The following is a 14,472-nucleotide window of genomic DNA, read 5'->3' as shown; positions in this document are numbered from 1 at the left end:
TTGATCTCCCGCTGACACCGGGAGACATCTCATGCTGATCCTCGCTTTGACCGCCGCCCTCCTGAGCGGCTTTCCGCAGAAATCCCATCCCGCGCCGGCCTCGCCGCCCGCTGGCGTAGGGCTGGTGGTCCATGAGGCGGACACGATGGTGCGACAGCCGCCGCCGCATAATGGAACCGGCATGAGCACGGCCTACCGAATCTCCGACGTCGCGCCGAACCGGTCGATGGAGTTCCGAAAGCGGGTCATGCATCCCGGATCGTCCATCGGCCTGCATATCATCGCCCATGACGAGGTCTATCATGTCGTCAGCGGGGAGGGGGACGTGACCTCCGATGGCGTGACGACCCGGGTGAAGGCGGGGGATACGGCCTATCTTTATGACGGCGGCGATGTCGGCATCCGGCAGGTCGGTGCCGAGGATCTGGTGCTGATTATCGCCTATCCTTTGGCGCGTCGCACCGATTGACGCCGCACTTTCGCCCCTGTGGCGTTGCAAAAGTCAGTCCCCATCTGTATTTGACGCGGTTCTCCCCCGCGTTCGAGGAATTTCATGGCCCGCGTCACCGTCGAAGACTGCATCGAGAAGGTACCGAACCGCTTTGGTCTGGTTCTGCTGGCCGGTCACCGCGCCCGCAGCATCGCCAACGGCGCCGCCCTGACGATCGACCGCGACAACGACAAGAACCCCGTCGTCGCCCTGCGCGAGATCGCCGACGACACCGTCGTGCCGGACGAACTGCGCGAGACCATCATCACCACGCTACAACGCGTCGATGAGCGCACCGAAGCCGAGGACGAGGCCGAAACGGTCGCCCTGCTGGCTGAACCGCAGCACATGAACATGGCCGAGGCCGAGTTGATTCGTGCGCTGCAAAGCGACCGCGACGGCGGTCAGGAGGAGCGGTACTGACGCCCGAGGCAGCCCCTGGCGTCACTATCCTGCCGGCGCGGACCGAGACGGTTCCGCCGGCGCCCCAAACTGCAAACCAAAACGAACCGACCCCCGCCGACGAGGCCCCGGCGCGCAGACGCGCGCCCATCTTGCGTCAGTTCGAACTGATCGAGGCCGTCAAGGCCTATGACCCCACCGCCGACGAAGCGCTGCTGAACCGCGCATATGTCTATGCGATGAAGATGCATGGCTCGCAGCTGCGGGCCTCGGGCGATCCCTATTTCGCCCACCCGATCCAGGTCGCGGGCATCCTGACCGACTACAAGCTCGACACCGCCACCATCGTCACAGCCCTGCTGCACGACGTGGTCGAGGACACCTCGGCGACCCGCGACGACATTGCGGGTATGTTCGGCGAGGAGGTCGCGGTCCTGGTCGAAGGCGTGACCAAGCTGAGCCGGCTGGAGCTCCAGGCCGAGCACACGCGCCAGGCCGAGAACCTTCGCAAATTCATCTTGGCCATCAGCCGGGACGTACGGGTGCTGCTGGTCAAGCTGGCCGACCGTCTGCACAACATGCGCACGCTTCAGTATGTGAAGCCGGAGAAGCGCGAGCGGATCAGCCGCGAGACCCTGGAAGTCTACGCCCCGCTGGGCCGGTCGATCGGCATTCACTCGATCGCGTCCGAGCTGGAAGAACTGGCCTTCACCCATCTGAACCCCACCGCCAAGACCGCCATCGAGCGGCGGCTGGAGGCGTTGAAGCTGGAACACGGCCGCGCCATTGAGGGCGTGGCCGGCGAAGTCGAGCGCGTGTTGTCCGAAGCCGGCGTTCCGGCGCGGGTCTATGGCCGCCAGAAGACGCCCTATTCGATCTGGCGCAAGTTGCAACGCAAGTCGGTCGGCTTCTCGTCCCTGTCGGACATCTATGGCTTCCGCGTCATCCTGGAGGCGGAGGACGACTGCTATCGCGCCCTGGGGGTGATCCACCGCGAATGGCCCATGGTGCCCGAACGGTTCAAGGATTTCATCTCGACGCCCAAGTCCAACAACTATCGCTCGCTGCACACCACGGTCGTCGGGCCGCGCGGTCTGCGCATCGAGATGCAGATCCGCACCGAGGAGATGGACCGGGTCGCCGAGGACGGGGTGGCGGCGCACTGGCGCTACAAGAACCATTCCTATGGTTTCGACCATGAGGCGATGGAGCAGGGCGGCGGGCGCGACCCGCTCCAGAACCTGCGTCACCTCGTGCAGGTGATCGAACACGGCGAGGGCGGCGAGGACTGGGTCGAACACGCCAAGCTCGAAATGTACCTGGACCAGGTGTTCGTCTTCACCCCGAAGGGCCAGCTGGTCACCTTGCCGCGCGGGGGCATGCCGCTGGACTTCGCCTACGCCGTCCACACCGAGGTCGGAGACACCGCCGTGGGCGTCAAGGTCAACGGCGAGTTGAAGCCGATGCGGACGCCGCTTCAGAACGGCGATGTCGTCGAGATCATTCGCGGATCGAAGCGCGAGGTGCCCGCCGACTGGCGCAGTCTGACCGTGACGGGCCGCGCGCGTTCGGCCATCCGCCGCCATATCCGCACCTCCGAACGCGAGGAGTTCGTCAAACTGGGCCGCGTGGCGCTGGAGCAGACGCTGGGTCGCGTGGAAAAGACCCTGACCGACGTGTCGCTGAAGCCTGTGCTGGAGACGCTGGCGGTGGCCAGCGACGACGACCTGTTCGAAGGCTTGGGCCGAGGGCGTCTGTCGCCGACCACTGCGGCCGAAATCCTGTTCCCCGCGCTGAAGGGTCGGCTGAAGGCCGGGCCCGAGAAGCAGCGGATCGAGGGCGACAAGGCGCGGCTGTTCGTGCGCGGCGGCGGGCTGACGCCGGGCGTCTCTGTGCATTTCGGCCAATGCTGCACCCCCGTTCCAGGCGACCGGATCGTCGGCATTCTGGAGCCTGAATCCGGCCTGACGGTCCATACCATCGATTGCCAAACCCTCGCCGATTACGCCGACGACGACTCCGTCTGGCACGATCTGCAATGGACGCCCCAGGCCGAGACCGACGCCGTCGCCGCGGCCCGCATTCGCGCGACGATCCGTAATGCGCCCGGCGTGTTGGGCCAGGTCACGACACTGATCGGCGAGGCTGGGGGCAACATCATCAACCTGTCGATGGCGCACCGTCAGCAGGACTTCTTCGACGTGGACGTGGACGTCGAGGTCGAGGACGCCAAGCACGCGACGATGATCATGGCCGCGCTACGGGCCAATCCGTCGGTTGATTCCGTCGAGCGCGCGCGGGGCGAATGAGCGACACCGTCAAGCCGAACGCGGCCCAGATGGCGTCGGCGTCCTATCGCATGGCGGCGATGGATCAGGACTTCCTGCTGGGCGATTCCATGCGCGGCGTCCGCTTCCTGATGGAATACGCCAAGCCCGAGGAGGCGCTGAGGGCCTGGGGCGTGCGCTCCACCATCGTCGTCTTCGGCAGCGCGCGCATCCGCGAAGGCCATCGCTGGTACGAAGAAGCGCGCGCCCTCGGTCGGCTGGCTTCGGAACGGGGCGGGGCGCTACGGGGTGCGGTGGGCGAGCCCCGCGATAACGTCATCGCCACCGGCGGCGGACCGGGCATCATGGAGGCCGCCAATCGCGGCGCCTTAGACGCCGGCGCCCCTTCCGTCGGTTTCAACATCACCCTGCCGCACGAGCAGGAGCCGAACGCCTTTTCGACGCCGGAGCTGACTTTCCGCTTCCACTATTTCGCGATGCGAAAGATGCACCTGGCGATGCGGGCCAACGCGCTGGTCGTCTTCCCCGGGGGGTTCGGCACATTCGATGAGATGTTCGAGATGCTGACCCTGCGCCAGACGAACAAGGCGCCTCCTGTTCCAGTCGTTCTGGTGGACAAGGCATATTGGACCTCGGTCATCGGTTTCGACGCCCTGGTCGAACACGGGATGATCGCACCCTCGGATCTGGACCTGATCGGTTTCGCCGAGGACGCCGAGGGTGTCTGGGCCGAACTGCTGGCGCGTGGGCTGCGGCCGAACGAAAACATCGAATGAAGCGTCGCCGGAGGGTTCATCCGCGCGCGATCCGGGTCTAGAACCCCTTCATGAACACCCAAGACGTCCTCAACGAGTTCCGTGACGCCGGCGCCCTGCGCGAAGGCCATTTCGTCCTGTCGTCGGGCCTGCACAGCCCGGTCTTCCTGCAGAAGAACCTGGTCTTCATGGACGGGGCGCGCTGCGAGCGGCTGTGCAAGGCGTTGGCCGACAAGATCGTCGCCACGGTCGGCCCGGTCGATGTCGCCATCTCGCCCGCCGTGGGCGGCATCATTCCTGGCTATGAGACGGCCAAACACCTGAAGGTCCGCTCGATGTACGTCGAGCGTGAAGGCGGCCAGTTCAAGCTGCGTCGCGGCTTCTCGGTCGAGCCGGGCGAGAAGGTCGTCATGGTCGAGGACATCGTTACGACCGGCCTCTCGTCGCGCGAATGCATCGCCGCCATCCAGGCGGCCGGGGGCGAGGTGGTCGCTGCCGCCTGCATCGTCGATCGTTCGGGCGGCAAGGTGGACGTGGGTGTGCCGCTGATCGCCTTGGCCTCGCTGGAGGTGCCGGCCTACGCGGCCGACGCCCTGCCGCCGGAACTCGCCGCGCTTCCGGTGGAAGATCCCGGCAGCCGCAGATTGTCGAAGTAGAGCCATGCGCGAACGGGTCAGGCTGGGCGTCAACATCGATCACGTCGCCACGGTGCGCAATGCGCGCGGCGGGACGCATCCCGATCCGGCGCGCGCGGCCGAGGCGGCCCTCGCGGCGGGCGCGGACGGCATCACCGCCCATCTGCGCGAAGACCGCCGCCACATAACCGACGCCGACATCGACGTGCTGAGCGCCCTGTGCGCGCGGGCGGGCAAGCCGTTGAACTTCGAGATGGCGGTGACCGAGGAGATGCTGGCCATCGCCATGCGTCATCGGCCCCATGCGGCCTGTCTTGTGCCCGAGCGGCGTGAGGAGGTGACGACCGAGGGCGGTCTGGCGGTCGCGGGCCACGAGGCGCGCATCGCCCCTGTGGTCAGGGCGCTGGCGGATGCCGGCATCCGAGTCTCGCTGTTCATCGAGCCCGCCGAGGCGCAGGTCGAGGCCGCCGCAGCCGTGGGCGCACAGGTCATCGAACTTCACACTGGCCGCTATTGCCATCTGACCGATCCTGGCGAGCGCGAAGTCGAGTTCGAACGCCTGGCCGCCGCCGCCGCACAGGCCGACATCCTGGGGATGGAGGTTCATGCGGGTCACGGGCTGGATTACGACACCGCGCCGCGCATGTTGGCGATCCCCGAGATTCGCGAACTGAACATCGGCCATTTCCTGATCGGCGATTCGATCTTCATCGGTCTGGACGGCGCGATCCGGCGCATGCGGGCGGCGATGGATGCGGCGAAATGATCATCGGCATGGGCGCGGATCTGTCGGACATCCGCCGTATCCAGACCTCGCTGGATCGGTTCGGGGATCGCTTCAAGACCCGCTGCTTCACGGAACTGGAACGTGCGCGGTCCGACCGCAAGCCTGATCCGGCCTGGAGCTACGCCAAGCGTTTCGCGGCCAAGGAGGCCTGCGCCAAGGCGCTGGGCACGGGAATGCGGGCCGATGTCTATTGGCGCGACATGGGGGTGGTGAACTTACGCTCCGGCCAGCCGACGATGGCCCTGACTGGGCATGCCGCCGAGCATCTTGCGCGTCTGACGCCGGCCGGACACGAGGCGAAAATCCACCTGACGCTGAGCGACGAACATCCTTATGCGCTCGCCTTCGTCGTGATCGAAGCCTTGCCGCAGTCGTAATCAGGTTATAGGCGTGCGCGATGACCGCGCAGACGCGGCGAGGATGCCTGATCGCATGAGCGAAGACCAAAAGCCCGACGACGCCAAACGCGACGCCACTCCCGAAGAGCGATTTGCGGCTTCGGAGGCGGACGCTCCGGTCCAGTCGGTGCAGGAGCCGACCACGTCGAACCACAAGGTCTATGCGCAGAAGCCAGGCGGTCGCGACAAGACGCCGTCGGCAGCCAGCGAAACGGGCGAGATTTTCAAGACCATCGTCTTCGCCCTGCTGATCGCGATGGTGCTGCGAATCTTCCTGTTTCAGCCCTTCACCATTCCGTCGGCCTCGATGGAGCCCAACCTCTACGAAGGCGACTATATCGTCGTGTCGAAGTGGTCTTACGGCTTCTCGAAACATTCGATCCCGTTCAGCCCGCCGCTGTTCGACGGCCGGATCATGGGCTCGGCACCCAAGCGCGGCGACATCGTCGTGTTCAAACTGCCGCGTGACGACAAGACCGACTTCATCAAGCGCGTGATCGGCCTGCCGGGCGACCGCATCCAGATGATCGCCAACAAGCTGTATATCAACGACAAGCCGGTTCAGGACGTCGTGGTCAGCGAGCAGGAGATCAACGACATCTTCGGCCCGCGCCCGGTGACCGAGGTGCGCGAGACCCTGCCGGAAGGCAGGAGCTTCATGACCCAGGACTTCGGTCCCGGAAACGATCTGGACGACACCCCGGTCTATGAAGTCCCGGCCGGCCATTACTTCATGATGGGCGACAACCGCGACAACTCGATCGACAGCCGCGTCGAACAGTCCAGCGGCGTGGGCATGGTCCCGGCCGAGAACCTGGTCGGCAAGGCCCAGATCATCCTGTTCTCCTGGAAGCCCGGCTCGTCGCTGTGGAACCCCGTCAGCTGGTTCAACGTGCGGCTCGACCGGTTCTTCAACGTCTTGAAGTAATGGCGAATACGCGAGCTGAATCCGTTGCGGCGCTGGAAACGCGTCTGGGACACACGTTCAAGGACAAGGCCCTGCTGGAGCGCGCTCTGACCCACGCCAGCGTGGGCGAGGGTGCCCCGGTCGGGATCCACGGCCCGCGCGACAACGAGCGGCTGGAGTTCCTGGGCGACCGGGTGCTGGGCCTGCTGGTCGCCGAGCGGTTGTCGGCCGAGTTTCCGACGGCCGACGAAGGTCAGCTTTCGTCCAGCCTGCATGCCCTGGTCGACAAGACGGCCTGCGCCCGCGTCGGCGAGGCGCTGGGCGTCGGCCCGGCCCTGCGGCTGTCGCCCGGCGAGACCAAGACCGGCGGCCGTCGCAAGGCGGGCGTCATCGCCGATGCGGTCGAGGCCATATTGGCGGCGGTCTATCTGGACGGCGGCCTTGATGCGGCGCGGACCTTCTTCGACGCTGCCTGGGCCGACGAACTGTCTGCCCCGCCGTCGCGGACCGTGACCAATCCCAAGTCCGCGCTTCAGGAATGGGCGCAAGGCAAGGGCAGGCCGCTGCCGACCTATCGCGTGTCGGATCGGACGGGTTCGGATCATGCGCCCACATTCACCGTCGAAGTTTCCGTGCAGGACGTGCAGCCCTTGACCGCGCAAGGGCGTTCGCGTCAGGAGGCGGAGAAGGCGGCCGCAACGGCTCTCCTCAAACGTGAAGGCGTCATTTGACCGATTTCGAAAACCAGCGCGCGGGCTTCGCCGCCATAATCGGCGCGCCGAACGCCGGCAAGTCCACGCTGGTGAACCGGCTGACCGGGTCCAAGGTCTCGATCGTCACGCAAAAGGTGCAGACGACACGCTTTCCCGTGCGCGGCATCGCCATGGAAGGCGACGCCCAGATCGTGCTGGTGGACACCCCCGGCATCTTCACCCCGCGCCGTCGCCTGGACCGGGCCATGGTCGCTTCGGCCTGGGGCGGCGCCCAGGATGCGGACATCGTCGTCCACCTGATCGACGCCCAGTCGCATATCAACTCGGAAGGCCGTGAAGGCACGGCGGCCGATCGCCGCTCGGCCGAGGACACCGAGACCATCATCGCCAATCTGCAGTCCACGGGCACCAAGGTGGTGCTGGCGCTGAACAAAATCGACGGCATGCGTCGCGACACCCTGCTGGCCCTGTCGCAGAAGATGTTCGAGAGCGGCGTCTATTCCGAGGTCTATATGATCTCGGCTGCCAATGGCGACGGCGTCGAGGACCTGAAACAGCGTCTGGCCCTGTCGATGCCCAAGGGGCCGTGGCTCTATCCCGAGGACCAGGCGGCCGACGTGCCGGTTCGCGTACTGGCGGCTGAGATCACGCGCGAGAAGGTCTATCTGCGCGTTCACGAAGAGCTGCCCTATTCGGCGGCGGTGGAGACCACCAGTTTCGAGGAGCGCGCCGACGGCTCGGCCCGGATCGAACAGACCATCTATGTCGAGCGCGAGAGCCAGCGGCCCATCGTCCTGGGCAAGGGCGGTCAGACTCTGAAATGGATCGGCCAGAAGGCGCGCGAGGAGCTGAACGAGCTGCTCGGTCGCCAGGTCCACCTGTTCCTGACCGTCAAGGTCGATCCGAAGTGGCAGGATTCGCGGGCGCTTTACGCCCAGTTCGGTCTGGATTTCGACGTCTGAGTTCCTGTGTTTGAAGTACCGCGTACCGCCGGGGGCCATCCCCGGACCGTCATCGCCGGGCTGGCGGTCCTCCTAATCGCCGGAGCGGCCTTCGCTGGCCTGGCCACTGTGCATCGTGAGCCCGCAGAGACGAAGGATGCGGTCGCCGCGCACACCGTCCCACCTCGCCCACCGCTGGTCGTGGTCGAGGATTTGCCTCAGTTGAAGGCCCGGCTGGATCGCGAGGCGCAGGCGCGCAGGTTCATGGGAGCCGTGCTGGTGGCGCGCGGCGATCAGGTGCTGTTCCGTCAGGTCTATGGCAAGGCGAACTATGAGCAGGATCGGCCGCTTGAGCTGGACTCGCGGTTCCGCCTCGCGTCCGTGTCGAAACAGTTCACCGCCGCCGCGATCCTGAAGCTGCAGAACGAGGGGCGACTGTCGGTCGATGACCCCGTCTGCAGATGGATCCAGCCGTGCCCCGAGGCCTGGGCCCCCATCCACATCGGCCATCTGCTATCACATACGTCAGGCATTCCGGACCTGATGGCGCGCGGCGGCTGGGGCATGCGGCGGGTGACGCCGGCGACGCTGGACGAACTTACCGAGGACTCCAAGGCCTTCCGCCTGCAGTTCGCACCCGGAACCAAGGTCCGTTACGATAACGCGGGCTTCAACCTGGCGGCCGCCATCGTCGAGAAGGCCAGCGGCATGAGGTTCGCCGACTTCCTTCAGGACCGGTTCTTCGGTCCGCTGGGGATGAAGGACACGGGCGTCGATCTGGACGGCGGGGATCACGGCGTCATCATGGGCTACGCCAACTTCCCCGGCGGCCTGACGGCCCAACCCCTCGCCAACACCTCGATCGTGGCCGGCGCGGGGGCGATCTATTCGACGCTGGACGACATGCTGGTGTGGCAACACGCCCTGCATCACGGCAAGCTGCTGACGCCCGAAAGCTATGGGCAGATGATCGCCGACCATGCGCCGGACAGCACGCCGAATGAGCGGGGGCATCCCCGGCGAGACTGGGGTTACGGCATCTTCTCGAACCGCCTGGGCGAACAGGTCCGCCCCGCGTTCGAAGACCGCCAGATCTATCACACGGGCAGCTGGGGCGGTTTCCGCAACCTGGTCACTTATCAGCCCGATCAAGACGTGACGGTGATCGTGCTCTCGCACAACTATCACCAGATGAACCCCGTCTTCATGATCAACCAGCAGGCCATGGCGGAGGCGCTGGGCAGGCAGTTTCCGACCCAGTTGTCGCGGTAGGGCCAGGCGAGTTTCGGCCTCTCGATCGCCAATCTGAGGCCGCGTGGGAACGGGCTGGCGAGGGGGCGGTTAGCGAGAGAGGCAAGAAACGAGGACCGCCATGAAAGCCCTGATCCTGAACTGCACGCTCAAACCTTCGCCGGAGACGTCCAGCACCGAAGCCCTGGCCGAGGTGGTCATCGCGGAGCTGAAACAGGGTGGAGCCGAGGTCGATATGGTCCGGCTGGTGGACCTGAATCTCAAGCCCGGCGTGAAGACCGACGAAGGCGAGCACGACGACTGGCCGTCGGTGCACGAGAAGATCATGGCAGCGAACATCGTGGTTTTCGCCACCCCGACCTGGATGGGCCAGATGTCCAGCATCTGCATGCGGGCGCTGGAACGGATGGACGCCTTGTTCGAGGAGACCGACGACAGCGGACGTCCTGTCGCCTTCGGCAAGGTGGCGGGCATCGTCATCACCGGCAACGAGGACGGCGCCCACCATATTGTCGCCACCGTGTCCCAGGCCCTGATCGACATGGGCTTCACCATGCCGGCGCAAAGCTGGACCTATTGGCACCTCGGCCCGGGACCGGGCCCCGACTACGTCGAGACCGATCAGGGTCACGACTATTCCGACCGCGTGGGGCGCAATGCGGCGCGCAACATGCTGGCCTTGGCCAAGGTGCTGAAACCCGAGACCTACCCCGTTCCCGAAAGCTGAGAACAGGACTAGAACAGCGGCATGATCGCTGTTCTCCTCGCCGCCCTCGCGTTTCAGTCATCCGCACCCGCCTCGGCGGCCATGGTCCCGCAGGGTGACCACGCCGCCGGTGTCCGCTCCCAGCAGGGTGCGACCGAGGCCGCCGCGACCCTCGACCGGATGCACGAGGCAGCGGCGAGGGCGGACGGCGCGACCTATTTCGATCAGTTCTCCAGCGGCGCGCGCTTTATCGGCACCGATGCCTCAGAGCACTGGAACATCGCGCAGTTCAAAGCCTATGCCGAACCCTTCTTCGCCAAGGGGCGGGGCTGGACCTATCGACCGCGCGACCGGACCCTGGTTGTCTCTGGCGACTTCGCCTGGTTCGACGAGAAGCTGGACAATGAAGCCTATGGCGAGCTGCGTGGTTCAGGCCTGCTGCGTCGTCAGGGAAGAGGCGAGACATGGAAGATCGAGCAATATGTGCTGAGCTTCGCCGTGCCCAATGACAGGTCCGACGCCGTCGTCGGCCTCATCCGCGACCCCGCCGAAGCCCCCTGATGGACTTCCACGAAGAAGCCTTCGTGCTGTCGGCGCGCAGCCATGGCGACACCGGCGCCGTGGTGGACCTGTTGACCGAAAATCACGGTCGGCGCTCGGCCTATGTGGCGGGCGGGGCGTCGCGCAAGATGCGGCCCTTTCTGCAGGCCGGAGCGCGGGTCGTGGCGGACTATCGCGCGCGGACTTCGGATCACCTGGGCGCCGCCCGGTTGGAGCCGGTGGGCGAAGGCCCCAGCGCCCTGTTCGACGACGCCATGGCCCTGACCGGGTTGGCGGCGGCGGCGGGCGTGGCGCAGGGGGCCTTGCCCGAGCGAGAACCCCATCCCGGCGTCTTCCTGGCCTTCGAAGCGCTGATGGCCGCCTTCGCCCTGCCGGACGTCTGGCCCGCCATCTTCGTGCGGTTCGAGGCGGGATTGCTCGAAGACCTGGGCTTCGGGCTCGATCTGTCGAAATGCGCTGCGACCGGCACGGCCGACGACCTGATCTACGTCAGCCCCCGCACCGGCCGCGCCGTCAGCCGCGAGGCCGGCGCGCCCTATGCCGACAAGATGCTGACCCTGCCGCCCTTCATGCTAGGCGCCCAGGCGGGCCTGGTCGAGGGCGACGTGAGGGCCGGGTTCGACCTGACCGGGCATTTCCTCGAACAGTTCGTCTTCCACCCGCAGAACAAGCCCCTGCCGCCGGCGCGGGTCTGGATGCTGGAAAAGCTGGCCGACGCCGGACGGCTCTAGCCGAAGGTGAAGGCGAAGACCTGAACGCCGGGATCCAGAAACTCGATCTCGAAGGTTCGCTCGCGCACAGGACCGGTCTGACGCACAAGCTGGTACAGCCGTTCGCCATCGACCCGCCCCACGCCCTGGGCGTCGACGTCGCCCCCCGCATCCGCGCCGGGCGCCTGGCCGTCGATGCGGACGCGGAAGCGGACCGGCTGGCCCGGCTTGCTCGGCCCCATGACCAGATGCAGGTCGCGCGCCTTGAAGCGGAAGGTGACGCGACCGCCTGCACCCTGCAGGTCGGCATGTTCGCGCGTCACCCGCCAGCGGCCCGAAAGGCTCCAGTCGTTAAGCTGCAGCGGCGCGGCGGCGTAGGCCTTGATCGCATCGTTTGCGAAGCCGCCCGGCGAGCGGAAGTTCTCGGCGCGGGCATAGCCGACGTAGGTCTCGGGTGAGCCGACCTGGGCCATGTCGGCCGCCGCCTCCGCGCCTTGGGCCTGGACATTGACGACGTCCGCAGCGACCCCGGCCGCGCCGGCCTCCTTCAGTAGTTGCTGGATGACGCGTTCCGACCCCGCATAATCGCCTTCGCCGAAGTGGTGGTGACGGATCTGGCCCTTGGCGTCGATGAAGTAGTGGGCGGGCCAGTACTGGTTCTTGAAGGCGCGCCAGACGGCGAAGTCGTTGTCCATGGCGACGGGATAGGTCACGCCCAGCCGCTGCACGTTCTGGCGGACATTGGCCTCGGACTTCTCGAAGGCGAACTCGGGCGTATGGACCCCGATCACGACAAGGCCCTGATCCTTGTACTTCTCGGCCCAGGCTTTGACGTAGGGGATGGAGCGCAGGCAGTTGATGCAGGAGTAGGTCCAGAAATCGACCACCACCACCTTGCCGCGCAGTTGCTCCGTCGTCAGGGGCGGGGAGTTGATCCAGGTCGTCGCCCCGGTCAGCGGCGGCATCATCCCCTCGACCGGCAGGTCGGCCAGGTTTGCGGGCGCCGAGTTCGTCGGCATGCCGCGACCGATCCCGCCCAGCAGCGCCTGCTCGATCCGGCCCGTACTGGCGGCCGAAATCCGGGTCAGCAGGCCGGTGTCGGCGCCTAGGCCGATGACGACCACGCCGATCAGCACCAGCACCCCCAGTCCGCGCCGCACCCATTCGCCGACGCCCAGCGCGCCCTTCATGGCCTTGAACACCCGCCCGCCGACGACCAGCGCCAGCGCCAGCGACGTCGCCGCGCCCGCCGCATAGGCCAGCAGCAGAACGGTCGTGCCTATGCCCGCGCCCTGAAGCGCCGCGCCGGTCAGGATGACGCCCAGGATCGGCCCGGCGCACGGCGCCCACAGCAGGCCCGTCGCCACGCCCAGCAGCAACGAGGCCCGAACGTCGCCCTCATCTCCGCCATGACGCTCGGCCCGGTCGGTCAGCCAGGACCCGGCGGCCACGAACGGCCGCATCAGCCGGTCGCCAATCGTCGGCACCAGGAGGCTGAGGCCCAGCACGGCCATGACCGCCAGGGCGATCCACCGCCCGACCTCATTGGCTCGAACCGCCCAGCCGCCGCCCAGCGCCGCCAACGTCGCCACGCCCGCGAAGGTGACCGCCATCCCGACCAGCAGCGGAAAGCCATTGCGCAGGAAGGGGCGATCGGCGCGGGCGAACACGAACGGCAGGACAGGCAGGATGCAGGGGCTGACGATGGTCAGGACGCCGGCTAGGTAGGACAGCAGAAACAGGATCATGGAGCGGCCTGACGGGGAGGGGTGTTATCCCCTACGTTCGAACGGACGGGGCGGTTGGTTTCATCGCTGCGGAAAATGTTCGCGGCGCGACCGATTTCCTCGGCCAGTGTCCGCACGAGCTGATCTGCCGGCATGACACGGGCCATCGGCGCGCCCTGTCCGGCCCACTGGGCGGCGTAGCCGTGGTCGCCGGCGGCCTTGGCCGCCGCGTTCAGCGCCTTGCCGATGTCGTAGGCGCGAGGATAGGCGGCGACCGCGTCGGGGTCGGCCTGACGCATGAAGGCGTTCTCGATCCCTCTGGCGGGCCGACCGGACAGCACGGCGGAGACGCGGGTCCGCTGGGCCTCCTGACCCGCCATCACCTGTCGATAGGCCGTGTCGGCCGCAGATTCGGGGCTGGGGACGAAGGCTGTGCCCATCTGAGCCCCGGCCGCGCCCAGCGTCATCGCCGCCATAATGCCCGCGCCGTCCATGATGCCGCCCGCCGCGATCACGGGAATGGCAAGCTTGCTGGCCAGCAGTCGGGTCAGAGGCAGGGTTGCGAACCGCAGGTCGTCGGCAGTGTCGAACACGCCGCGATGGCCCCCGGCCTCCCAGCCCTGGGCCACGACCATGTCGATGCCGGCGTCCTGAACTGCCTGACCCTCGGCCGGCGAGGTTGCGGTCGCCAGCAGGACGATCCCTGCGGCCTTCAGCGCCGAGATCTGCTCCGGCCTCGGCAGGCCGAAATGAAAGCTGACCACGGCGGGACCTTCTTCCAGCAGCACCGCCAACTGGGCGTCGTCGTCGCTGACGAAGCTGGGATAGATGTCGCGCAACCGCTCCGGCGGCTGGGCGTCGAAAGGCGCGAACAGGGGTCGCAGGCGGTCGATCCACGCCTGGTCTCCGGCTGGATCCGGCGCGGCGGGCGTGTGGCAGAAGACATTGACGTTGAACGGCCGGTTGGTGAGGGCGCGGGTCGCCCGGATCTGACGTCTGGCCTCTTCGGCGTTCACCGCTCCGATGGCGATGGAGCCCAGCGCGCCTGCGTTGGAAACGGCTGCGGCCAGGGCGGGCGTCGAGGTGCCCGCCATCGGCGCCTGGATGATCGGATGGTCCAGGCCGATGGTCTGCGTCAGGCGGGTGTTCACGGTGCGCTCCTTGTCGCCCTTGCAGTTAGGCGCCGTCGGCGCGTCGCGGA

The 14,472-nt window shown here is 66.8% G+C and carries 16 protein-coding genes; 14 read left to right on the top strand and 2 right to left on the bottom strand.

Annotated elements, in window-relative coordinates; all coding sequences use genetic code 11:
• The first annotated feature begins 31 nt into the window (after positions 1-31).
• The 14 genes from ACODSC_RS05590 to recO all read left to right on the top strand — a co-directional run bounded on the left by ACODSC_RS05590 (position 32) and on the right by recO (position 11,565).
• Complete coding sequence (locus ACODSC_RS05590; RefSeq protein ID WP_488812571.1) at positions 32-469, top strand: cupin domain-containing protein; 438 nt, start codon at positions 32-34, stop codon at positions 467-469.
• 84 nt (positions 470-553) lie between these two features.
• Positions 554-913: a DNA-directed RNA polymerase subunit omega gene (gene rpoZ / locus ACODSC_RS05585; RefSeq protein ID WP_271166033.1), complete on the top strand. Its 360-nt coding sequence runs from the start codon at positions 554-556 to the stop codon at positions 911-913.
• 128 nt (positions 914-1,041) lie between these two features.
• The gene (locus ACODSC_RS05580; protein WP_488813446.1) at positions 1,042-3,201 is read left to right on the top strand and encodes a RelA/SpoT family protein; all 2,160 of its coding nucleotides are present in this window, start codon (positions 1,042-1,044) and stop codon (positions 3,199-3,201) included.
• The gene (locus tag ACODSC_RS05575; protein ID WP_488812569.1) at positions 3,198-3,956 is read left to right on the top strand and encodes an LOG family protein; all 759 of its coding nucleotides are present in this window, start codon (positions 3,198-3,200) and stop codon (positions 3,954-3,956) included. The genes ACODSC_RS05580 and ACODSC_RS05575 overlap by 4 nt, the downstream gene beginning before the upstream one ends.
• Positions 3,957-4,006: 50 nt before the next feature.
• Positions 4,007-4,591: an orotate phosphoribosyltransferase gene (gene pyrE / locus ACODSC_RS05570; RefSeq protein ID WP_346495372.1), complete on the top strand. Its 585-nt coding sequence runs from the start codon at positions 4,007-4,009 to the stop codon at positions 4,589-4,591.
• Between the two features lie 4 nt (positions 4,592-4,595).
• Positions 4,596-5,336: a pyridoxine 5'-phosphate synthase gene (locus ACODSC_RS05565; RefSeq protein ID WP_488812567.1), complete on the top strand. Its 741-nt coding sequence runs from the start codon at positions 4,596-4,598 to the stop codon at positions 5,334-5,336.
• On the top strand, positions 5,333-5,734 hold the full coding sequence (acpS, locus tag ACODSC_RS05560) for a holo-ACP synthase (protein ID WP_488812565.1): 402 nt from the start codon (positions 5,333-5,335) through the stop codon (positions 5,732-5,734). The genes ACODSC_RS05565 and acpS overlap by 4 nt, the downstream gene beginning before the upstream one ends.
• A 55-nt stretch (positions 5,735-5,789) precedes the next feature.
• Positions 5,790-6,683, top strand: coding sequence for a signal peptidase I (lepB, locus tag ACODSC_RS05555; protein ID WP_488812563.1), 894 nt, complete (start codon positions 5,790-5,792; stop codon positions 6,681-6,683).
• The gene (gene rnc, locus ACODSC_RS05550; protein WP_346495369.1) at positions 6,683-7,393 is read left to right on the top strand and encodes a ribonuclease III; all 711 of its coding nucleotides are present in this window, start codon (positions 6,683-6,685) and stop codon (positions 7,391-7,393) included. Before lepB ends, rnc begins: the two co-directional genes overlap by 1 nt.
• Positions 7,390-8,337: a GTPase Era gene (era, locus tag ACODSC_RS05545; RefSeq protein ID WP_488812560.1), complete on the top strand. Its 948-nt coding sequence runs from the start codon at positions 7,390-7,392 to the stop codon at positions 8,335-8,337. Before rnc ends, era begins: the two co-directional genes overlap by 4 nt.
• 6 nt (positions 8,338-8,343) lie before the next feature.
• Entirely contained in the window at positions 8,344-9,588 is a 1,245-nt protein-coding gene (locus ACODSC_RS05540) for a serine hydrolase domain-containing protein (protein WP_488812559.1), read from the top strand.
• Between the two features lie 100 nt (positions 9,589-9,688).
• Positions 9,689-10,294, top strand: coding sequence for a flavodoxin family protein (locus ACODSC_RS05535; RefSeq protein ID WP_488812557.1), 606 nt, complete (start codon positions 9,689-9,691; stop codon positions 10,292-10,294).
• Between the two features lie 21 nt (positions 10,295-10,315).
• Entirely contained in the window at positions 10,316-10,834 is a 519-nt protein-coding gene (locus ACODSC_RS05530; protein ID WP_488812555.1) for a nuclear transport factor 2 family protein, read from the top strand.
• A complete protein-coding gene (gene recO, locus ACODSC_RS05525; RefSeq protein ID WP_488812553.1) occupies positions 10,834-11,565 on the top strand; it encodes a DNA repair protein RecO in 732 nt (243 codons plus the stop codon). Before ACODSC_RS05530 ends, recO begins: the two co-directional genes overlap by 1 nt.
• Here the strand turns inward: recO and ACODSC_RS05520 are convergent.
• Positions 11,562-13,292: a cytochrome c biogenesis protein DipZ gene (locus tag ACODSC_RS05520; RefSeq protein WP_488812551.1), complete on the bottom strand. Its 1,731-nt coding sequence runs from the start codon at positions 13,290-13,292 to the stop codon at positions 11,562-11,564. The genes recO and ACODSC_RS05520 overlap by 4 nt on opposite strands.
• Positions 13,289-14,422, bottom strand: a complete 1,134-nt coding sequence (locus ACODSC_RS05515; RefSeq protein ID WP_488812549.1) for an NAD(P)H-dependent flavin oxidoreductase — start codon at positions 14,420-14,422, stop codon at positions 13,289-13,291. The genes ACODSC_RS05520 and ACODSC_RS05515 overlap by 4 nt, the downstream gene beginning before the upstream one ends.
• Positions 14,423-14,472 lie beyond the last annotated feature (50 nt).

The organism is Brevundimonas sp. FG128, assembly GCF_057809775.1.
This window is presented reverse-complemented; position numbering and strand designations above follow the sequence as displayed.